The sequence below is a fragment of the Veillonellaceae bacterium genome, assembly GCA_025992895.1.
Lineage (GTDB): Bacteria > Bacillota > Negativicutes > Veillonellales > Dialisteraceae > Dialister.
On record DAJPGA010000001.1, the window covers coordinates 924,192 to 946,000 of the forward strand.

Consider the following 21,809-nt stretch of genomic DNA (forward strand, 5'->3'; position numbering starts at 1 on the left):
ATGCCAATACCATTTATCGTCGCAGGAATTGCCGCTCTGGCCGGAGCCGCAGGGGCTGCCAGCGCCGTCAAAGGCGTGTCCAAAATGAGAGATGCCAACAACCTCGTCGAAAGCGCGAACCGCCGTCACAAAAGAAATATCCGCCGGCTCGAAGAGTCCAATAAAGAAGCAGACAGAGCCATGGACGAACTCGGGACACTCGAGCTCCAGATCTTGAAAAGCTTCGAAGACTTCGCCAGCGTCTTTGAAAAGATCAAGAACAAACCGACCTTTGCTGCGTACGAAAAAGAAAATGTCAAGCTTCCTGAATTTGACGGAACGAAACTGAAAGAAGTCTCCGTCGGAGCCGGCGTTCTCTTAGGCGGCATCGAAGGAGCAGGCCTTGGTGCAGCCGGAGGCTTCGCTGCAGCAGGCGCAACAACAGCCGCCGTCATGGCACTTGGCACAGCGTCCACAGGTACAGCCATCGCATCCCTCTCCGGAGCCGCCGCCACGAACGCTACTCTCGCAGCCCTGGGCGGAGGTGCTATCGCAGCAGGAGGCGGCGGAATGGCACTCGGCAGCATGATCCTGGGCGGAGCCACATTAGGCGTAGGCCTCCTCGTAGGCGGCATCATCTTCAACATCACTGGCAGCAATCTCACTGACAAAGCCGACGAAGTATGGGGAGAAATGAAACGCGCCGAAAGGAAAATGGACAGAGCCCGCGCCTATCTGGACAAACTCCACCAGATCGCAGACACCTACAAAGACCAGCTAAAAACCGTCCAGCTCATCTACCAGGATCACTTAGATGACCTGAAAAATCAGGTAGAAGAGCAAGGAAGAACCGACTGGAGAACCTACACCAGCGAAGAAAAGAAACTCACAGAGAACACAGTTCTCCTCGTAGGCCTCCTCTACGCCATGTGCAAAGTCCGCCTCGTCCTCAAAGGAGACAACGACGAACTCAACACCATCAACGAAGCCGGCATCCAGAAATCCCTCACCGACTCCAAGAAAATCCTCGCAGACAACTTCGAGGGATAAAGGAAATAAGGGAATATAAAGGGGCTGTGGCAAAATGAGCAATCACTTTGCCACAGCCCCTTTAGTGCGCGAGAAATGATAAGGGATGCCATTGGCCTTGCTTCACTCAATGGAAATGATAAATCGAAGTTGATAATATCGGTAAGGATGACGGAGGGAGGTTTTGAGCTGCCTTGGAACAAGGATGACGCGAACGCTCACGTAGTGACAGGAAAGAGTGCGGTTTTCGAGCATAGCGAGGTTTGTTTGTTTTCCGTTTGCGAAGCAAGGAAATGGTTTCAGAGCTCGCCCCGGAGGGGGAGCTGGCGCGCATGCGCCTGAGAAAGTTCATTTCCACGGACGAAGTCCGGTTTTATGGTTTTCTTCTCTATTTCCATCACTTTATTTTCTTTATTTTTCCTTCATCTTCCCAATTGACTATATCTCATAGCGAAGACTACAATAATCTTAGATAAAAGATTTTAAATCTTAAGAAAGGGTGAGTAGGATGGCTGAAAAGATGAAGGCTGTGGGACTTTATAAATATCTGCCTATTACTGAAGGAGAGAGTTTCCTGGACGTGACTTTGGAAAAGCCTGTCCCCGAGGGACATGATCTTCTTGTCCGCGTGAAGGCGATTTCCGTGAATCCTGTGGACTACAAGGTCCGGGCACCAAAGGATACCGTCGAGGTGAAGCCTCGTATCCTTGGCTGGGATGCCTGCGGGATCGTCGAGGCTGTGGGCGAGGAATGCACGCTCTTTTCACCGGGAGATGAAGTATTTTATGCCGGCGATATCACTCGCCCGGGCTGCGACAGCGAGTACCACCTGGTCGATGAAAGAATCGTCGGAAGGAAACCGAATACGCTGGACTATGCAGAGTCCGCAGCACTTCCTCTGACATCGATCACGGCCTATGAAGCTCTCTTTGAAAGGCTCATGATTTCCCGTAAGAAAGAAGACAACCGCGGGAGGATGATCCTCATCATCAATGCGAGCGGCGGCGTCGGATCTATTGCGACCCAGATGGCAAAAGCAGCCGGCCTTACCGTCATTGGCACAGCCTCCCGCAAGGAAACAATCGAATGGGCAAAAGCACATGGCGCAGATTACGTCGTGAACCACAGGGAAAGCATCAAGGAACAGATCGAAAAGCTGGGCTATCCATTCGTTGACTACATCCTCTGCCTGAACAATACCGACTACCACTGGAAGAACATCACCGAAACCATCGCTCCCCTTGGCAGGATCTGCTCCATCGTCGAGACCGAGCATCCGCTCGACGTCGCACCGCTGAAGCCGAAGAGCGCTTCCTTCTCCCGGGAATTCATGTTCACGAAAGCCATGTTCAAGAAGGATATGATCACCCAGCACGACCTTCTCGACCGCGTCGCTGATTACGTCGACAAAGGCATTTTGGGGACGACCCTTCATGAAAAGAAATCTCCGATCAATGCAGAGAACCTCCGCCAGGCGCATCAGGAACTCGAGTCCGGAAAGACTATCGGCAAAATTGTCATCGAAGGATGGGAATCATGAAAAAAGATCACCATTCCAAGAAGAGACGCTGTCCCATTTGCGGCAGCATCCATACCGCGCGTATTCTCTGGGGACTTCCTCTTTTCGACAAGAAACTCGAAAAGGAAATCGAAGAAGAAAAGATCAGCCTCGGTGGCTGCAATATCTCAGATAATAATCCAGGATGGCACTGCTTCGACTGCCGGACAGACTTCGGAACGATTCCCTACATCCCGGAAACAAAGAGAGACTACCGTGACGATGTCGTCAGTATCACCTTCCGCTTAGGCCAGAAAGGGATGCCCTTCCGTGAATTGAATTTCACAAAGAGCGAAGATGGGGGAACATGTACCTTTTCGAAATTCTTTTCCCCTTTGGGCGGTCCGCCGCTTCGGGACATTCCGCTGACGATTCTCGAATGGATGGAACTTCTTGATACCCTGTACTACCATCTCCTCCTTCATGAATGGAGTCATGAATTTACAGGCACGCCCACCTTCAACGAAAAGAAATGGTCCCTCACCATCCGTCTGATCAACGGAGGGAAAGAGACCTACATAGGAAGAGATGCCTTCCCGCCATTCTGGCCCGAACTTCTCGAAACCTTCCGCCCTTTCGTCAAGAAAGCCGAAGCACTGCAGAAAAAAGAAACGGAAAAAGAAGAAGGAGAAGAAAGAAATTAAGCACAAAAAGAGCTGCAACGAAATGTACGATCATTCCGTCGCAGCTCCTTTTTTCGCCTGTGATATAATGCAGACAGAAAAGAATGGCAGGTGAAGCACGATGGAAAGAATAGAAGGCACAATAACGACCGCGATTTCCTTTGCAAAAATCATGGACGACAGAGCAAGGAAACAGATCCGGCGGATGTGCAGCAACGAACTGACAAAAGGAAGCAAGGTACGGATCATGCCGGATGTCCATGAAGGCAAAGGCTGTACAATCGGCACCACGATGACCATCATCGACAAGGCCGTACCCAATGTCGTCGGCGTCGATATCGGCTGCGGCATGTACACCGTCGATCTGGGATATCAGCCGATTGACTTTGCAAAGCTCGATAAAGCGGCCCACGAAATTCCCTCAGGGATGAATGTCTGGGACGAACCGCGGGTGTCTTTTGACCTGCAGGAACTTGACTGCTACGTCCGCCTCAAAGGCAAGAGCTGGATCAGCCGGAGCCTCGGAAGCCTTGGCGGAGGCAATCACTTCATTGAAGTCGATGAAACAGCAGATGGCCGTCATTACCTCGTCATCCATTCAGGCAGCCGCAACCTCGGAAAGAAAGTTGCCGAATACTATCAGCAGATTGCCATTTCCATGAATGGAAACGAAAAAACTCTGCACGAACGGACCGATGAGATGATCCAGGCCTACAAAGAAGCCGGCCGGGACCGGGAAATCAATCAGGCGATAAAAGACCTGAGAGCAGAAGAAAACAAGCATCATATCCCTGACGACCTTTGCTACGTGAAAGGAAAATACCTGGATCAGTACCTGCACGACGTTGCCCTCTGCCAGAAATTTGCCCGCCTGAACAGAGAGACCATGGCAAAAGAACTCCTCGCCCGCAGCGGCCTCGTGCCAGGAGAAGCCTTTCACACTATCCACAACTACATCGATGTCGACGAGATGATCCTTAGAAAAGGCGCCATTGCCGCCCATGCCGGAGAAAAAGTCCTGATCCCGATCAATATGAGAGACGGCAGCATCCTTGCCATCGGAAAAGGAAATCCAGACTGGAACTACTCCGCGCCCCACGGCGCAGGCCGCCTCATGTCACGGACAGAAGCAAAGAAACAGCTGACCATGGAAGAATACAAGAAAGAAATGGCCGGCATTTATACCACCTCCGTCAACGAAGGCACCCTCGACGAAGCGCCCATGGCCTACAAATCCCTGGATGATATTCTGGACATCATCGGAGACACCGTAGACGTCATCGAAGTCATGAAGCCAGTCTACAACTTCAAAGCCACAGAAGATGGTCCGATCGTCAAAAAGAAGAAGTGAAGAATAGTCCCATCAAAAAAGAGCTTGGCCGAATGAGTGGCCAGGCTCTTTTTATTATCAGATGAGATCTTCGAAGAAGCCGTTATCCAGGGCGGTGTGATGGCGTTTCTTGATTTCATACATCACAGCGTCGGCTCTGGAGAGGACTTCTCTTAGAGGGATATTGGGTTCAGTGAGTTCGAAAGCTCCGATGGATAAGTGGAGAGGAATCGCGAATTTGTTTTCTTCAGCAACATCCTTGATGGAGCGTCCGATCATGTGGTTCATGTTGTCGATGGTCTTCACCGTGCTCTTGGGAGCAAAGACGGTGAATTCATCACCGCCCCAGCGGGCGATTTTCAATTTGGAATGGCGCTGGAGTCTTTGGAGAGCTTCGGATACGATGATGAGGGCCTTGTCTCCTACGAGGTGGCCATATGTATCATTGATATCCTTGAAGCGGTCGATGTCGACCAGGCAGAAGATGAGCGGATTGCTGGGGCTCACGGACGGCGCATGGTCGTCATAGTCTTCACGAAGGCGGCGCCTGTTTCCTATGCCTGTCAGCATGTCATTGTAAATGCGGGCGGACTGTGTCGAGATGAAGACGAAGAAGATAGCGCTTAGGATGCCGATGGAAATGATCGGAGTCTGAGGAACAGCTACGTCGACGACGGCAGTGATGGCCGGGAAAATGATGAAAGAAATCAGGCGGATGTATCTCTGGCGGAGACGTTTCCTTCTTTCATGCGAAAGCTTGTAAGCAGCATGGAGCGTCGGGGCCATGACGAAGATGATATCCAGCGCGCCTACCATGAAGTAGAAAGGCCCGCGGATAATCTGGCCGTCATGGACGGCGAGGATGGATTCATTCTGGTAGCTGAAGACCAGGCAGAGGAAAATGACCATGAAAGGGACAAACGTGCAGATCTTGAAAATCGGCTTGTCCGTGAAGGCACTGTTCATCCGGTACTCTGCGTACCAGATCCATGCGAATTCAATCAACGACACAGCAAGGACGCCGACGGACGTGCTGATATAGATTTCCGTATCGGTCAGCGGCAGGTATCCTGGCACCATTAGCGCATATATACATTCCGTGACTGTATAGAGGCAGAAAGAGGCGCAAAGATATTTGAAGGCGCGGATTTCGTTTTCAGAACCGAAATCGTAGTTCGTCTTCCACATGATGATGGCGGTCACAATGAAAAGGGTGATTTCAATGGACACGTAGGAAAAAGTGTAGAGGAATGTGTAGTCCAACGCGGCCCCTCCTCCTTATTCAAGAAAATTAACTTTATAAATAAATAATATCATTTTTTTATAGATTTGTCTCCACCTAAATTGATAAATCTAAGTATATTGAATTAGGTATTAAAATATTTTTTGTGATTATATTTTGAAAAGCTCATATAATCGGGATTCATGGCCTAAATCTACATAAATAAGTGCAAATTTTATTCATTTTTCGTATATACAAATCTAACTAAATGACTAGAAACGTTAAATTTTCTAATGAATTTTGAGGAGGAAAAACAGAGGATAGTAAACCGGGAAACATACGGTTCGTTTATAATTTATAAACAATGCGAACAATTCGCAAAATCAATTCGCAAAATAAAGAAATAAAAAAGTACAAAAATGATGCAGCCCTTGTCCCGGCGACTATTTCTTTTGCTGTTTCTGCATTCCGGCTTTCCTTGAACTCATTCGGCCGTTATATTATACTTTTAGGAAATGATGAATGGCTCCTTAGGGAGCATTAAGAAAGCGGGGGCTTTTATGAGTGAGAATAAGACGAGTGTCTTTTCGAATGGGCTGCTCTGGTTCGGGGCAGGGATATCGATTGCTGAAATTCTGACGGGCATGCTTCTGGCGCCATTGGGACTGGCGAAGGGGCTTCTGGCTATACTGATCGGTCACGTGATCGGCGGCGCGGTGATGTTTGGCGCAGGGCTGATCGGCGGGCGCACGGGGAAGAGTGCTATGGAAACGGTGGCGATTTCTTTCGGCCATCAGGGAGCCAGACTCTTTGCCGGGCTGAATGTCATCCAGCTGATCGGCTGGACGGCGGTGATGATCGCAAGTGCTGCCGCGGCTGCAAATACGCTTTCCGGGATGGGAACTTCTGTATGGAGTGTCATCATCGGCGCTTTCATCGCTCTCTGGATCGTCCTTGGACTGAAGAATCTGGGGAAGGTGAATGTGGTCGTGATTGCAGCTCTCCTTCTTCTGACGCTTGTCCTGAGCGGTGTGATTTTCATGGGAGACCATGTGCCGCAGGCTGTAGGAGACATGACGCTTGGCGCAGCCATCGAGCTGACGGTAGCCATGCCTCTTTCCTGGCTTCCTGTCATTTCTGACTATACCCGCATCGCGGAGAAGCCTTTCAAAGCAACGGCAGCGAGCTGCCTGGCTTACTTTGCCGCAAGCTCCTGGATGTTCATCATCGGCATGGGCGCGGCTCTCTATACCGGGCAGGATGATATCGCCCAGATCCTTCTTCAGGCAGGCATGGGCCTTGTCGGAATCCTGATTGTCCTTCTTTCGACTGTCACGACGACATTCCTGGATGCTTTCTCTGCCGGCGTTTCCGGAAAGACACTGATTTCCGGCCTTTCTGAAAAAGCGCTCGCCCTCATTGCATGCGCAGGCGGCATCGGCCTTGCTGTCATGATGGACTCGAGCAGTTTCGAAGAATTCCTGTACTTCATCGGATCCGTCTTCGCTCCGATGACAGCCATCCTTCTTTCGGATTACTTCATCCTGAAGCAGGACCACAGCGAAGAAAGTGTAGACTGGCTGAACCTCGCCCTCTGGCTGGCAGGCTTCATCCTCTACCGCCAGCTCCTCGACGTCCAGACACCACTGGGAATCACATTCCCTGTCATTGTCCTCGTCATGCTGGCCAGCGCCCTCGTCCATAAAGCCGTAGGCGCAAGATGCGTGCAGTCCAGATAATGAAATCATAGAAGAAGAAACCCCGGGTCAGGGAAATGATGTTCCTGACTCGGGGTTTTGTAATGAGTAAAAGCTGCTTTCACGGAAGAGCTAGGGGAAGACAGAGGCAGATTTCTATACTGACGAACAGAAATTAAACAAGGCTATTGTTGCATTTTCCACTTTTCTATTTGCTTAATCACTTTAGGATCTTCCCAAGGCTGATAATTTGGGTCCGTCATGAGACTGACCTTCTTGCTGCTTTCGAGAATGGATACTGCAAAGCAGTCAGTAAAATCACCATATGCATCCCAGTTTTTATCCAAATCGATTCGAAAGAGAACGTATCCAACAAGCTCATAGGGATTAGGAACTGGTTTTTGGTCAAAGAGGTAGACAAAGTATAGATTAGTGGCGTTGTAGACTGACTCAGCGGTCGTACAGTTTTGTGTCAAATGCTTGAAAAAATAGCCATAGATCTCGTCCCAGCTGTAGGACTGCAATACCTTCTTCGCAAAATGTTGGTGGTCTTCATGACCTTCAGGATCAAAGGCGTCGTCAAAGAAATTGCAGTCAAACAAGTAATCCATGTCAGATTGTAAATTGGTTATATCCATATCTGTCATTCCCTTCTGAAATCTTTGTGGAACAGGGGAAAGTAAAACCTTTCGCAGTGCAGTTTACTGCTGTTATCGAAATGCGTTATCTTTCTTTCTTCTCTTTGTCTGCTGTCTGGCTGCCTGCTACGGTTTTGGCGAAGGAGGCGAGGGTGTCGAGAAGATTCTCGGCGTCATTCTTATCTTTGTTTGTTTTCTTGATGGTGACTTTCTTCCTGCCGTCTTTGGCTGTGGTCATGACGCCCGGGGTCTTGATGCCGCCCGGAGCGGGTTCTCCTCCAACGATGGGTCTCTGGTCGTCTTTCATGTAGTCTGGCTCTACGTCATCGGGTGTGGCTGCGGGGATGATGGCGGGTTTTCCATTGACACTTGCTTCAGTCGGAAGGGGATAGAGGGCGTCTTTGACGGGCGCGGCGCTCTCTTTTTCCTTTGCCATTTTCGCTTCATGCTCTTTCATGGCGGCGAGGACGAGGTTGTCGACGGGTTCGGGTTCCGTTTTGGCAGGGAGGACGTCGATGGTGATGACGGTGCTTTCGCCTTCGCCTGTCGTGCTTGTGGAAATAGAGGAAACAGCGACGTCTGCGTTTTCGCTGTTTTCATTGTTTCCTTCTTCCTGCGGTGCTGGTTCCTGCGTTTCCTCAGCCGTATTTTCCGAAGTTTCCTGTGTATCGGATGGCGTGATGGAGACGGTGACGGACGGATTTTCCTGCTGGGTTCTTGCGGCCGCGTCGGGACGTCCGTAGGCGTCGACGCCGTCTTCGGCAAAGGCAGTTCCCAGGGCGGGAAGGGTCGTAAGAGCAAGCGCCGTCAGGAGGGCTGCGGCAAGTCGTTTATGGTTCATGGATGAGTATCCTTCTTTCATTGGTGTTTGCTTATTATTATATACTGATGAGCAAATTTCCTCCTGTTACCCGCGTGATTTTGCCTGATAGTATTTCTGTATAAGACGCAGTAGCACTCAGGTAGTATACTAAATTCATGATTTTAATAATGAATCAGGAGGGATAGATATGAAAGGGAAACAATGGATTCTGGCGGCCATGGCTGCGGCCGCTCTTGTCATGCCGCTGTCTTCTTATGCGGCTGCTGCACCGCAGGCAGGTCCTGCTGCTGTCACGCAGAAGGCGCAGGTGCCGGCTCCGGCGTATGCGGATTCGACGCTGCAGGCGACAAGGTATGGTCTTCTTCAGGGCGCGCAGGAAGGCGATGATTTCGTCTGGCGCGGTGTGCCGTACGGTCAGGCAGAGCGCTGGAAAGCTCCGGAAAATCCTTCTTCCTGGACGGGCGTGCGCGATGCGCTGAAGACAGGCCCGATGGGAACGCAGGAAACGGCAAAGGGCGTGAAGGGCGTAGAAAGCTGCCTAAATCTCGACATTTTCCGTCCGGCTACGAAGGAGCAGAATCTTCCGGTCCTTTACTTCATCCACGGAGGAAATAACCAGAACGGTGCTGCCGATCAGGTGAACCTCTCGCAGTTTGCTAAGAGAGCGAACGTCGTCGCTGTCAGCATCAATTACCGTCTGGGGGCTCTCGGCTACAACCCGCTCCCATCTGTCCATCATGGCACGAAGGTGGAGAACTCAGGGAATTACGGGTTCCTGGATGCCCTGCAGGGTCTTGACTGGGTCAAGGAAAACATTGCAAGCTTCGGAGGCAATCCGGACAACATCACCGTCTCCGGCTTCTCTTCTGGCGGCCGCGACGTGATGGCGCTCCTTATTTCGCCGGAAGCAAAAGGGAAATTCCAGAAAGCTATTTCCTTCAGCGGCGGCATGACGACCTCCGACCCGTCCTGGGCCATCGGCATCTATGCCAAAGCCTTCGCTCCGCTCGTCGTCGCTGACGGCGTGAAGCCGAATGAAAAAGAAGCCATCGCATGGCTGAAGAAGGATACCCCGGAAGTTGCCAAGTACCTGAACGGCCTTCAGGCAGAACGCATTGCGACAGCCTTCGGCCACGCAGGTATCCGCATGGCAGCTTTCCCGCACCTCTTCACCGACGGCACCGTCCTTCCGAAAGACGGATTCAAGACAAAGAAATGGAATGAAGTGCCGCTCATCATGACGACCGGCACGGACGAATTCTCCCTCTACACGAGAACGGATCCTTACTTCGCACCATCCGTTAAGGACAAGACTGTCTTCACAGATGAAAAGAAATATGCGGAATTTACCTTCTCCAAGAAGTACGGCAGTGAAATGTACCGCCTCTTCAACGCAGAAGCTTCTGCCAGGCAAATGATCGACCGCTACAAAGCGCCGATCTACACCATGACGATCGCTTACGGAAATAATCCTGAACTCGTAGGCCCGGAAACAGCCTTCCTCTCCGGCTCCGTTCACGGCATCTGGATCCCGTTCGTCACGGGCTATGCGACATCCACAACTGCATCGTATCCGAAAGGCTCCTTCGATAACCCGGGCGCCCTTGATCTCACAAGAAAAGTCCAGCAGTACATCGCCAATTTCATGTGGGACGGCAACCCGAACGGCCAGGGCCTCCCGACCTGGAACCAGTGGACCAGCGCCAAGACCGGCCCATCCAACCTCGTCGTCAATGCCGATGGAGAAAAAGCAAACATCCAGATGACAGACACCCGGTCTTCCTATGACGAAGTCTTCAAGGAAATGGAAGCTGACAAGACTGTCGATAAGAAAGATAAAGAAGCTATCATCCACAACGTCCTCAATGGCCGCTGGTGGAGCAAGCCCCTCGATCAGCACTTCGGGACAAAAGAAAAATAATTTTTATGAGTTAAGTAAAAAGGACCTCTGAAGGTCCTTTTTACTTTTTATTTCATTTCTCTCTTTTCTACGATGACGAAGTACTGGTCGCGGATGGAGATTTTCCATGTGCCTTCTTCTTTGACGAGGGTGTCGACGTAGCGGATGCAGTTGTCGGTGATGTATGTCTTTCCGTTTTCTTCTGTGATGAGAGCGGCGCGGCAGTAGTGGGTGTCGGTCGCGGTGTTTCCTTCTATTTTAATGACCTGCTGCCCATTCATGTGGTGGGAGGCCTTGACGGCTTTGGTGAAGCCTTCGAACTGGTTTCGCATTTCTTCGGAGCCGTGGATGCCCATGGCAAGGGTTCCTCCCATGTGGACCATGATGTGGGCGTCCTTGGTGAAGAGTGCCTGCTGCGCGGGGACGTCGCATTCAAGGTTCGAAAAACGGTCGATGACTTCACGGATGGCTTCTTTTTCTTCTAAGATTTCAAGTGACATATGAATCGCTCCTTTTGGCTAATGAAATACTTTGATTGGTTTCATTATAGTTTTTGCATATTTAGAAATCTAATTGAGATATACTATAGTCAATAGAAAAAGTTGATTGGAGGAAGAGCCATGAATACGAAGCAGATCGACTATGCGCTCGAGCTTGCGCAGGTGAAGAATTTCAACCGGGCGGCGGAGAATCTTTTCATTTCCCAGCCTTCTCTTTCGTACCAGATCCAGGCGCTGGAGAGCGAGATCGGTTTTGCGCTTTTCCTTCGTTCGGGCCGCGGTGCGGAGGTGACGCCGGCAGGGGAGCAGTTCTTTCAGACGCTCAGGAATATCCGAGAGGAGCTGAGGGCGGCCATCGAGCAGGGGCAGAATTTCAGCGCGAGGTACCGGAGTGCGGTGACGATTGCTCTTCCGATGCGGTCGTGCCTGTACTATCTTCCTGAGGCGATGAAGGTTTTCGAGAAGTCGCATCCGGATGTGACGGTGATGCCGCATTTCTTTCCTTTCTCGGATTTCTCTTCATTCCTGAAGGGCGAGGAGGATCTGATCTTTGCCATGGCGGGAGATGCGAAGGGAATCCCTGATGTGCATTCCTATCCGCTTTTCGACAGCCGGATCTACCTTATCACAAAGAAGGATGATCCGCTTGCGGGGAAGGACATCGTGCATCCGGAGGATCTTCGCGGCCGTACTCTGATGGTGGGCGGCGGTTCGCCTCCGCCCCTTCGCCGTGTGCAGAAGCGGATGATCGAGGAGGTGGGCGTGGATTTCTTTACGAGCCATGATCATGAGACGACGCTGACAAATGTGGCAGCGGGAAGGGGTGTATGCCTGGCGCCCGGTTTTCTTGATGATCATAATGGGGAATTTGCCTGGACGCTCTTCGACTGCGAGGAGCGGATTCCCTGCGTCCTTCTCTCTCATGCGGAAGGCGGGAGCCGCGATGCGGAGGATTTCGCAAAAACAATCCTTTCTGTATATGATGCCCATCCGGATTTTGCTGTATAGATGTAATGAAATGTACATTTTGGGACATTATTTTTACAAAAAGTCATGCTGAAAATGGTATAATAAATAAAATAAAGAGAAAATGAACAAATTTGTTTAGATATATGAATACAGGGGGAATGAAGGGATGCATTTCAGAGACAGGGTGGCATCGAAGTACTGGTATGACACGATACAGAATACACGGTACGGATGCCTGGAAGGGTATCGCAGCGGAAAGACGCTTGTTTTCCGGGGTGTGCCCTATGGCAAGGCGGAGCGCTGGTCGCTTCCTGAATATCCGGATGCCTGGGATGGCGTGCGTGATGCGACGCTGAGCGGGCCGATGGGAATTCATGTGAACCGCGACGGCGTGCTGACGGGTGTCGAGGACTGTCTCAATATGGATATTTACCGTCCAGATACGCAGCAGACGGGTCTGCCTGTCATGTTCTTCCTGCATGGGGGAAATAACCAGATCGACGGGGCGGATCAGGTGGATTTCACGGAGTTCGCCTATGCCGCGAACGTCATTGCCATCAGCGTGAATTACCGTCTGGGGGCGCTTGGTTTCAATCCGCTTCGCGCCATCAAGGGTGAAGATCCGGCGCAGGCTTCAGGAAATTATGCCATCCTGGATGCGATCCGCGGTCTTTCCTGGGTGAGGGACAATATCACAAGTTTCGGAGGGAATCCGGGAAATATTACGATTGCCGGTTTTTCTTCTGGCGGACGTGATGTGATGGCGCTTCTTATTTCGCCGGATGCGAAGGGGTATTTCCAGAAGGCGATTTCTTTCAGCGGCGGCATGACGACGGCGGAGATCGAACCGTCACAGAAAATTTTTGCAGAGCACCTGGCTCCTCTTGTCGTGGAAGATCATGTGAAGCCGTATCTGTCAGAGGCAGAGGAATGGCTTCTTTCGGATGCGCCGGAGGTGAGGGATTACCTTTTGGGACTTCCGGCAGGAAGACTCGCGAAGGCTTTCGGCCCGGCTTATATCCGTATGAAGGAATTCCCGCATCTCTATCCGGATGGCATTGTGCTTGACTCGATGGGATTCAAGTCGAAGACGTTTACCACCGTGCCTCTTATGATGGAGACGGGGACGGATGAATTCTCGATCTATGCAGCACAGGATCCTTACTTCGCTCCGTATGTGGCAGACCGCTCCATCCTGACGAATGAGAAAATGAGGAAGGAATTCGAATTTGCCAAGAAGTATGGAAGTGCGATGTACCGCTTGTTCAATGCGGACGCTCCGGCAGCGATGCTTGTCGGGAAGTACAGGGCGCCGATCTATACGCTGACGATTGATTACGGCGACGATCCGAAAATTGGCGGGGATGCGGCATCGCTTCTCTTAGGCTCGGTGCATGGGATATGGATTCCGTGCGTGACAGGCAGGGCGACGTCGACGACGGCAGATTTCCCGATCCATGCTTTTGACAATCCGGGTTTCCAGGATATGAAGCGCATGATCCAGCAGTATATTGGAAATTTCATGAGGACAGGAAATCCGAATGGAAACGGGCTTCCTGAATGGCAGAAATGGATGACGGCCAAGGATGGCTTCGGCTCTCTTGTCGTCCACACGGACGGAAATACGGCCACGGCCGGACAGATCACGGCGCATGAAACGTATGAGGACGTCATCCGTGCTCTTGAGGCGGATGATTCGATCGATCCGGAAGCAAAGGATATCATCATCCACCATGTCCTTTCCGGACGCTGGTGGAGCGGTCCGATCGACCGTCATTTCGCGTATGAGGAAAATTGACTCTGAACCGAATCGGAGACGGCTGGACGACCGTAAGAAAAGACTCCATGAATCTTCTCCGTAAGGTATGACGGATTTGATTTCATGGAGTTTTTTTATTGACCGGTGCCTATTAAATCAATCGGTTTCTATGTGTTTTTATGGTATACTTAAGATGATCATAATAGCGCGGATGAGCGGCCGGGGATTGCCGCCAAAGGCCGCGTCGTCAAAGAAGGAGGCAGATGATGGATAATCTGTTCCACCGCGTAAGTGTACGTCAGTTCAAGGATCAGCCTGTAGAAGAGGAGAAGATCAAAGAGATGCTCCACGCAGGCATGCAGGCACCAAGTGCAGGCAATCAGCGTCCGTGGGTGTTCTATGTGGTCACGAATAAGGACACGATCCAGGCGCTTTCCAAGGTCAGCAGGCATTCCGCATGCGCAGCAGGAGCACCGCTCATTATTGCTCTGGCATGCAGGAAGGAAAAGCTCTCGTTTCCTGAAAAGATTCAGCAGGATATGGCGCTCTGCGCCGGCAATGTCTGGCTCGAGGCAGATAATCAGGGTCTGGGCGGCGTTTATCTTGGCGTCTATCCGGAAGAGGACCGCATGGCCAATACGAGAGCAGCACTCGACCTTCCTGCAGAATACGATCCTTTCTGTCTGCTTGCCATCGGCTATCCGGCTCGTCCGATGCGTCCGCAGCAGAATCGCTTCGACGAGACGAGGATTCACTATATCAAATAATTAGAAAAGGGGCTTACCATTGAAGTTAGTTAAGATCAAAATCAGTTCAGCCAGCACAGCATTCCGCCCGCGTCCGGAATTCAATGATGAAGTGGAGCAGCGGGTGACGATTCATGCCAGCGGCCGCGTACGTGTGCAGCGGATTCTTTTCGGCGATGAAACGGTAGATAATGTAGTCGCATCAAATGAGGAATTCCGCATCCCGCAGGGGGACGCAGAAGAAATCCTCGAAACATGCGCCGGATATTTCCAGTACTGGGAGACTCCGGAAATCACGACGGATATCGGCGGCTGGAAACTGACGATGACCGATGATGAAGGACAGAAGTACCGTGCAGCAGGACCGCTCGAGGGTGAGTACAAGCTTGGGGATAAGGATCTCAATCAGCTCATCCGTGAAAAGCTGGAACGCCGCTACGGTCTCTGGCTCTTCGATGGAAGACCCGGCAAGACAGGCTGGGAGGAAGGATACATCCTCCTCACGGTCGAATTCGTCAAGGGCGGCAGACGCTATTACTACCTGACGGATGATCCGCTGATCGAAGAAGGCGACCGCGTGGTCGTACCAATCGATGTGGATCTGACGAAGAAGGTGGCTGTCGTCGTCGAGAAGACGAAATTCACGAAAGAACAGGCACCGCTCGTTATCGATGATTTCAGCGCTGTCTTCGGCAAGGCCAGTCTTTTTGAGGAACCGAAGGAGAATAAGAAAAGCGAAGAGAATGAGGCAAGGGCTCATGTCGTCATCCGTCCTTTCAAGGGAGAGGATGCGAAGGAGGCCGCTCAGATATGGAATGAGGTCGTGGATGCAGGAAATGCATTTCCTCAGATTGAAGGACTCAAGACACCTGAGGAGGCAGAAGATTTCTTCCGTGCGCAGTATACAGCTGTCGCAGAGCTTGACGGTGAGATTGTCGGCCTTTACATTCTTCATCCGAATAATATCGGCCGCGTCGGCCATATTGCCAATGCCAGCTATGCGGTAAAGAGCAGCTGCCGGGGGCTCCACTTGGGTGAGCTTCTCGTGAAGGACTGCCTGAAGCAGGCAAAGGCGCTCGGCTACCAGATTCTCCAGTTCAATGCAGTGGTCGCTTCCAATGTCCATGCGTACCATCTATACCTGCGTCTTGGCTTCACGGACCTGGGCATCATCCCGGGAGGCTTCAAAAATAAAGAGGGCGAATACGAAGACATTCATGTGATGTATCGTCTGCTTGCAGGTGAATAAAGACACGGAGACGATCTTTCGGGAGGGATAATGAGAGACGGTATTCCGGAGCTGAAGAAGGTCAAGGTGACATCAGAAAATAAGAATGCCTTCAAGGCTCCCGCGGGAAGTGAGGTCCGCGAGGAGGTCACAATCCGCAGAAACGGCCGTATTTCGGTCAAGAGGTTTGCATATAAAAAGACAAAATCCGAAAAGGAACCTGTGCTCAAGGTCAAGAGCGAGGAAGATTTCCAGATCCCGGGAAAAAAGGCGAAGGAGCTTCTTTTCGAGTACCAGCGCATTTTTTCCATGCACCCGGACAGGGAGCCTGTCAGGGGTGATGAAATCTGGGAAGTGAAACTGCAGCTTGAGGACGGAACGAAGTGGACGGAGACAGGCTTTGCGGAAGCGAGGGACTCCTTCGCACGCTTCCTTGACGGACTGACAAGAAAGATGCTGCGGAGGAGGGATTTCCGGCTCTTCACCGGCAGTGATGAGTAGCAGCCGGATAATCCGGGAAAGGAGAGATCATGAAAGCAGCGAAGATTACGATCGAGTCGAGGCTTGCTTCCGTAAAGGATGCGGAAGCGCCGGGCACGGAAAAGGGCCAGACGGTCACGATCGGGCGCAGCGGAAACGTCACAATCACGGGACAGAATCCGGGCGAATCGGCTGAAACGAAGACGTATGACTGTCCGGACCAGCATCTCCAAATCCCATCTGAAAAGGCAGAGGAAATCCTGAATCTTCTGGAAGCCTTCTTCGGCGGGAAGGAAGATGGAGCCGACAAGGGCGAAGGAAACTGCTGGGTCGTCCGAATCGAGGGCGAAGACGGAAAGGTCCTGACGGTATCGGGAGAATATATACCGATCGATGAGAATTCGATTCCGTCATGCTCGGCAAAGCTGAACGAACTTGGAGACAAGATCCGCGAGGCAGTTTCAAGACCGCGCCTCTGGCTTTTCAATGAACCGTAACGGCCTTTGATGAAGGCCTAAGGGCAGGAGAGTATATGAAGAAACACAGTCAGTTGAGATGGCTTGCATCGCTCGCGCTTGGCGCAGGCGTGCTGGCCGCTTATGGTATCCATGATGCACAGGCAGCCTATGCAGCGCTGCCGGCAGACGGAACGGCATGGAAGCGGTTAAGGAAACATTCGGGAAGATGGAATACCCCTTCTTCTGATTGCATGGCACACGGCGTTCCTGGATAATTTCCCTGTCGTATGGGCGGGGATAGAATCCTTCCTTGATGCGAAGGAATCTGATCTCCTTCCGTCAAAGAAAGCGGCTTACAATGATAAGATTCTGGAGAGCGGGAATCTGGGAGACATTCATTAAATTAAATCCTTGGTGGAGAACTCCCTTCAGGGGAGTGGAGGATGGAAGTAAGACCCGGAGCGGGCATCGAAAGAGGGACATATTATGCGGTACTTTTTGCAGCCTCAATTTACGGAAGGCAGCGAAACCCCGTATGGGAATAATCCGGAAGCGGGGCACTATGTCACATCTGGTGACGCAAAGATTTACTACGAAGTGTATGGACTGGGGGATGATGTCGTCATCCTGAATGAAGGGGGCACCGGCTGCTCCTATGAGCTGGGGAGCATGATTGATGAAATACGCGAGTATTACCGCGTCATCGTCGTTTCTTCACGCGGACAGGGAAAATCGGAAATGGGCCATATGCCTTTTTCCCTTTCTCAGAAAGCAGCAGACGTCCTGGCTGTCATTCATGAAGAGGCGGAGGATCCTGTCATGATTGTCGGCGTGGGTGATGGCGCTTATGCTGCCATGGAAGCGGCCATCGAGGAACCTGAGATAGTCGACCGCATCGTCGCTATCGGAGCGGGAACGCTGAAGAAGGGATTCATCCCGGCCACGATTCCCTATTCGGACGTTGTCAACGCCGATCCGGATTTCATTGAGCAGCAGAAAAAACTCATGCCGGAATCCGAAAGGGCCGAAGAAATCTTCAATACGCAGATCAGCTACCTCCATTCGCTGGAGATTGACGAAGATTTCCTTTCACAGATCGAATGCCCTGTCCTCCTCGTATGCGGAGACGGCGATACCCACTGCCCGATGGTGACTGCTTTTGCCGCATCCCAGTGGATCCCGCACTCCTGCCTCTGCATCGTGCCAAGATCCTGGCATACCGTGTATATGTACAATTTCCCGCTGATCCGCGCGGCCATGCTGCCATTCATGGGAACATCCAAAGCCGGGCTTGTCACGACGAGGAAGATTGCATACAACATCGAAGCACTGCAGAGAGGCATGTATGAAGTGTAGGGAGAAGAACAGATACCTTTCGGAAAACCGATTTTATACTGATGGAAGGCGCAGGCAAGGGAAGGAAGAGCCCGGACCCTGCGTGAGTATGGAGAAACAATGAGCTTTGACAAAATAAAAATCATTTCCACAAGGCTGAAGTACGGCGTATCGCCGTCACCGGCCGATGAAGTGGAACAGCACGTGACGATCTGGTCAAACGGGGAAGTGAAGATCTCACGGTACGTATTCGGAGATATCAGAAGCGGCTATGTGAAAGCCTGGTCCGATACCTTCTTTATCACAAAACCGGATGTTGAAAACATCTTCGAACATATCAGCATGTACTTCGCTGAAAACTATGAAAAGAAGAAAAAGAAAGACAATCCCGGCTGCTGGGAAATGACAGTAACGATGGAGGACGGCATGCGCAAGAAAATCCGCGGCCACCTCTGTCATGACGAATACGAGGCAGGCGACATCGAACTCAGCCGCCTCATCAGAGAAACGCTGGCGCGGCCATATCCGCTCTGGCTTTTCAATGGCCGTCTGGAGGAAGGAAGGGGCCGGTATGTCCTTCGCGTAGAAACGAAGGATGGTTCCCGTCTTTACGTAACAGATGACGAATCGATCCGGGAGGGCGATACAGTCCTCCTTCCGGCTGGCATCGACGGCCAGAAGATGGAGGGAACGGTCACCGCAAGAAAGCCGTATCAGGAAAGCGAAGCTTCCAAAGTGCTCTACAGCCTGAGCACCATCAGCGGCCGCATCGAACGCCTCCAGGAAGAAGCGTAGGCAGGATAGAAGAATGGTATGAAGGATGGAAGGCAGAAAGGCTCTCGAAAGAGAGCCTTTTTGCGTGGGGACGGGGAAGAAGGAAGTTCGACAGGGAAGGACGAAAATGAGCGGAAGAGAAGACGGAAATGGGGCCCGTCGAAGGCTCCATTTACGCGTAAGCCAGGGATTACAAAACCGTACAACCGCAATACAATCGTGGGGAAATGAACCTCCTCAGGCGCATACGCGCCAGCTCCCCCTGCGGGGCGAGCTCTGACACCATTTCCTTGCTTCGCAAAGGGAAAACAAGCAAACCGGACTTCGTCCGTGGAACTGCACCCCTTTCTGCCGCATTCGCGGCATCCTTCCCCGACGGGCAGGTCAAAACCTTTTGCAGTCATTCTTGTCGATATTATCATTATCATTTAAATACGTTCACCATAAATGACAATCGTAAGGCACTCATTCGATACTATCCATTAGCAACGAAGCGTAGGACTTCGACCTCCCCGTCGGGGGAGGATCCGGCCTATCTTTTAACTGTTGCCGGAGAAAGGGGTGTAGTATTCATCGCACTTTCCAATATAAAAAGGTTCCACGAGCAACGCGAGATTTAAGTGGTGTTGACCTTTCCAGACGGGGAAGGGAGTATGGTATGGGATGGGGTACGAAAGGTCAAAAACAAATCAGATTTGAAATCTTTTCTTTATTCCCTGCGAAGCTGCCCCTTTCGGGGGAAGTGGCCATTATACCAATGATTGCATATGAAATCATGGAAGTGTTTGCAGTATTTCATAATGGCCGAAAGGGGTGCAGTAATAAGTAAAGGATATTCCTTTTGCGGTGGATAGGGTTGATTACCAACAGCCGCAGGCTGGTTGTATGGTTTTAAATCTTTCTTTCTCCCGCAAGGTCGTATGGTTTCTTTCTTCCTCCCCAAAGCACACAAAAAGACCGCTCTTTTCGGAGCGGTCTCTTTTTATTTCAATTAACGGTCGGAACCGTCTTTTTCTTTACGGATGACGTCGTGTGCGCCGCCTTCTACGATGGAGGTTGCGGATACGAGTGTCAGCTTAGCTTTCTGCTGCAGTTCCGGAATGGTGATAGCACCACAGTTGCACATGGTAGCTTTGATCTTAGCGCAGGTCTTTTCGACGTTGTCTTTGAGCGGACCAGCGTAAGGAACGTAGGAGTCAACGCCTTCTTCGAACTGGAGTTTCTTTTCTCCGCCGAGGTCATAGCGTGCCCAGTTTCTGGCTCTGTTGGAACCTTCGCCCCAGTATTCTTTGACGACTGTGCCGCCAACAGTTCTGGTCGGGGTTGGGGATTCGTCGAAGCGTGCGAAGTATCTGCCGAGCATGACGAAGTCTGCGCCCATAGCGAGTGCGAGGGTGATGTGGTGGTCGTATACGATGCCGCCGTCGGAGCATACCGGTACATAGATGCCGGTTTCTTTGTAGTATTCATCTCTTGCCTGGCATACTTCGATGAGAGCGGTAGCCTGGCCGCGGCCAATGCCTTTTGTCTCACGGGTGATGCAGATGGAGCCGCCGCCGATGCCGACTTTGACGAAGTCTGCGCCAGCTTTAGCGAGGAAGAGGAAGCCGTCTCTGTCGACGACGTTGCCTGCGCCTACTTTTACTTTTTCGCCGTAGGTGTTGTGGATCCATTCGAGGGTGATCTTCTGCCATTCGGAGAAGCCTTCGGAGGAGTCGATGCAGAGTACGTCAGCGCCTGCTTCGAGGAGCAGCGGTACGCGTTCTTCATAGTCTCTGGAGTTGATGCCAGCGCCTACTACGAAACGTTTCTGGGAATCGAGCATTTCATTTGGGTTTTCCTGATGGGAATCATAGTCCTTGCGGAATACGAAGCCATACAGACGGCCGTCCTCATAGAGTACCGGCAGGGAGTTGATCTTGTTGTCCCAAATGATGTCGTTTGCTTCGGAAAGGGTGATGCCGTATTTAGCTTTGACGAGCTTGTCAACCGGTGTCATGAAGTTCTTGACCTTTTCAGATCTGTCCATGCGGCTGACTCTGTAGTCACGGCTGGATACGATGCCGACCATCTTGCCGGAAGAGGTGCCGTCTTCGGTGATGGCGATGGTGGAATGACCTGTCTTTGCCTTGAGGGCGAGGACGTCAGCAAGAGTGTTTTCCGGCGAAAGGTTGGAGTCGCTCGGAACAAATCCTGCTTTCTTAGCTTTAACTCTGGCAACCATGGCTGCTTCATCTTCAGGGGACTGGGATCCATAGATGAAAGAAACGCCGCCGTTTCTTGCGAGTTCAATGGACAGTTTTTCACCAGATACTGACTGCATGATAGCAGATACCATTGGAATATTTAATGTAATGGCCGGTTCTTCACCTTTTTTGAATTTTACGAGCGGGGTTCTGAGAGATACGTTGGCCGGAATGCAGTCCGTGCCGGAGTAGCCCGGGATCAGAAGGTACTCGTTAAAGGTATGTGCCGGTTCATTAATATAGATTGCCATTATTTCCTCCTTCGATAACAGATAAATCCGTAAAAAAAATAAGTGTAAAAGATAATTAAGCACAACTATACTCTTTTCCGCGGATGCGGTCAAGTGCAGATGCGCTTCTTCTACAAGGCGGAGAGAAAATTTCCCTTCCGCAGATATATTTGTACTATTATAGCGTAAAAAAGGAATTGTAGAAAGGGGAAAATCATTAGTTTTCAAAAAGTTTGTGAAAACACGAAATCCAAAGAGCATACAAGAGGATAAAGAAGGTTTTCT

Annotated in this window: 20 protein-coding genes; 15 read left to right on the plus strand and 5 right to left on the minus strand. The window is 51.2% G+C overall.

What is annotated here, in order from left to right:
* The 4 genes from OIM03_03820 (at position 1) to OIM03_03835 (ending at position 4,540) form a co-directional block, all read left to right on the plus strand.
* Positions 1–1,029 carry a hypothetical protein gene (locus OIM03_03820; GenBank protein HJI73406.1) on the plus strand — a complete coding sequence of 343 codons (1,029 nt, stop codon included), beginning with the start codon at positions 1–3 and terminating at the stop codon, positions 1,027–1,029.
* Between the two features lie 487 nt (positions 1,030–1,516).
* The gene (locus tag OIM03_03825; protein HJI73407.1) at positions 1,517–2,548 is read left to right on the plus strand and encodes a zinc-binding alcohol dehydrogenase family protein; all 1,032 of its coding nucleotides are present in this window, start codon (positions 1,517–1,519) and stop codon (positions 2,546–2,548) included.
* Positions 2,545–3,210 (plus strand): hypothetical protein, encoded by a 666-nt coding sequence (locus OIM03_03830; protein ID HJI73408.1) that lies wholly within the window; start codon positions 2,545–2,547, stop codon positions 3,208–3,210. Before OIM03_03825 ends, OIM03_03830 begins: the two co-directional genes overlap by 4 nt.
* A gap of 100 nt (positions 3,211–3,310) precedes the next feature.
* Entirely contained in the window at positions 3,311–4,540 is a 1,230-nt protein-coding gene (locus OIM03_03835) for an RtcB family protein (protein HJI73409.1), read from the plus strand.
* Positions 4,541–4,597: 57 nt separating this feature from the next.
* Here OIM03_03835 and OIM03_03840 read toward each other — a convergent pair whose 3' ends face one another.
* Positions 4,598–5,782, minus strand: a complete 1,185-nt coding sequence (locus tag OIM03_03840; GenBank protein ID HJI73410.1) for a GGDEF domain-containing protein — start codon at positions 5,780–5,782, stop codon at positions 4,598–4,600.
* Between the two features lie 519 nt (positions 5,783–6,301).
* Between OIM03_03840 and cytX the strand changes: the two genes are divergently transcribed.
* Positions 6,302–7,480 (plus strand): putative hydroxymethylpyrimidine transporter CytX, encoded by a 1,179-nt coding sequence (gene cytX / locus OIM03_03845; protein HJI73411.1) that lies wholly within the window; start codon positions 6,302–6,304, stop codon positions 7,478–7,480.
* A gap of 143 nt (positions 7,481–7,623) precedes the next feature.
* On the opposite strand, the gene OIM03_03850 is transcribed toward cytX, so the two are convergent.
* Both OIM03_03850 and OIM03_03855 read right to left on the minus strand, forming a co-directional pair.
* Entirely contained in the window at positions 7,624–8,085 is a 462-nt protein-coding gene (locus tag OIM03_03850) for a hypothetical protein (GenBank protein ID HJI73412.1), read from the minus strand.
* Positions 8,086–8,161: 76 nt separating this feature from the next.
* Positions 8,162–8,917, minus strand: a complete 756-nt coding sequence (locus OIM03_03855; protein HJI73413.1) for a hypothetical protein — start codon at positions 8,915–8,917, stop codon at positions 8,162–8,164.
* Positions 8,918–9,086: 169 nt separating this feature from the next.
* On the opposite strand from OIM03_03855, the gene OIM03_03860 reads away from it, so the two are divergent.
* The gene (locus OIM03_03860) at positions 9,087–10,820 is read left to right on the plus strand and encodes a carboxylesterase family protein (protein HJI73414.1); all 1,734 of its coding nucleotides are present in this window, start codon (positions 9,087–9,089) and stop codon (positions 10,818–10,820) included.
* 47 nt (positions 10,821–10,867) lie between these two features.
* Here OIM03_03860 and OIM03_03865 read toward each other — a convergent pair whose 3' ends face one another.
* On the minus strand, positions 10,868–11,299 hold the full coding sequence (locus OIM03_03865) for a nuclear transport factor 2 family protein (protein HJI73415.1): 432 nt from the start codon (positions 11,297–11,299) through the stop codon (positions 10,868–10,870).
* A gap of 120 nt (positions 11,300–11,419) precedes the next feature.
* On the opposite strand from OIM03_03865, the gene OIM03_03870 reads away from it, so the two are divergent.
* The 9 genes from OIM03_03870 (at position 11,420) to OIM03_03910 (ending at position 19,069) form a co-directional block, all read left to right on the plus strand.
* Positions 11,420–12,307, plus strand: a complete 888-nt coding sequence (locus tag OIM03_03870; GenBank protein HJI73416.1) for a LysR family transcriptional regulator — start codon at positions 11,420–11,422, stop codon at positions 12,305–12,307.
* A 127-nt stretch (positions 12,308–12,434) separates the two neighbouring features.
* Positions 12,435–14,066 carry a carboxylesterase family protein gene (locus OIM03_03875; GenBank protein HJI73417.1) on the plus strand — a complete coding sequence of 544 codons (1,632 nt, stop codon included), beginning with the start codon at positions 12,435–12,437 and terminating at the stop codon, positions 14,064–14,066.
* Between the two features lie 224 nt (positions 14,067–14,290).
* Positions 14,291–14,794: a nitroreductase family protein gene (locus OIM03_03880; protein ID HJI73418.1), complete on the plus strand. Its 504-nt coding sequence runs from the start codon at positions 14,291–14,293 to the stop codon at positions 14,792–14,794.
* Between the two features lie 19 nt (positions 14,795–14,813).
* Positions 14,814–16,022 carry a GNAT family N-acetyltransferase gene (locus OIM03_03885; GenBank protein ID HJI73419.1) on the plus strand — a complete coding sequence of 403 codons (1,209 nt, stop codon included), beginning with the start codon at positions 14,814–14,816 and terminating at the stop codon, positions 16,020–16,022.
* A 30-nt stretch (positions 16,023–16,052) separates the two neighbouring features.
* Positions 16,053–16,502, plus strand: a complete 450-nt coding sequence (locus OIM03_03890; GenBank protein HJI73420.1) for a hypothetical protein — start codon at positions 16,053–16,055, stop codon at positions 16,500–16,502.
* A 29-nt stretch (positions 16,503–16,531) separates the two neighbouring features.
* Positions 16,532–16,978 (plus strand): hypothetical protein, encoded by a 447-nt coding sequence (locus OIM03_03895; GenBank protein ID HJI73421.1) that lies wholly within the window; start codon positions 16,532–16,534, stop codon positions 16,976–16,978.
* Positions 16,979–17,013: 35 nt separating this feature from the next.
* On the plus strand, positions 17,014–17,214 hold the full coding sequence (locus OIM03_03900; protein ID HJI73422.1) for a hypothetical protein: 201 nt from the start codon (positions 17,014–17,016) through the stop codon (positions 17,212–17,214).
* A 211-nt stretch (positions 17,215–17,425) separates the two neighbouring features.
* Positions 17,426–18,295 carry an alpha/beta hydrolase gene (locus tag OIM03_03905; protein HJI73423.1) on the plus strand — a complete coding sequence of 290 codons (870 nt, stop codon included), beginning with the start codon at positions 17,426–17,428 and terminating at the stop codon, positions 18,293–18,295.
* Between the two features lie 99 nt (positions 18,296–18,394).
* Positions 18,395–19,069, plus strand: a complete 675-nt coding sequence (locus tag OIM03_03910) for a hypothetical protein (protein ID HJI73424.1) — start codon at positions 18,395–18,397, stop codon at positions 19,067–19,069.
* Positions 19,070–20,039: 970 nt separating this feature from the next.
* Here the strand turns inward: OIM03_03910 and OIM03_03915 are convergent.
* A complete protein-coding gene (locus OIM03_03915) occupies positions 20,040–21,545 on the minus strand; it encodes an IMP dehydrogenase (protein HJI73425.1) in 1,506 nt (501 codons plus the stop codon).
* Positions 21,546–21,809: the final 264 nt, after the last annotated feature.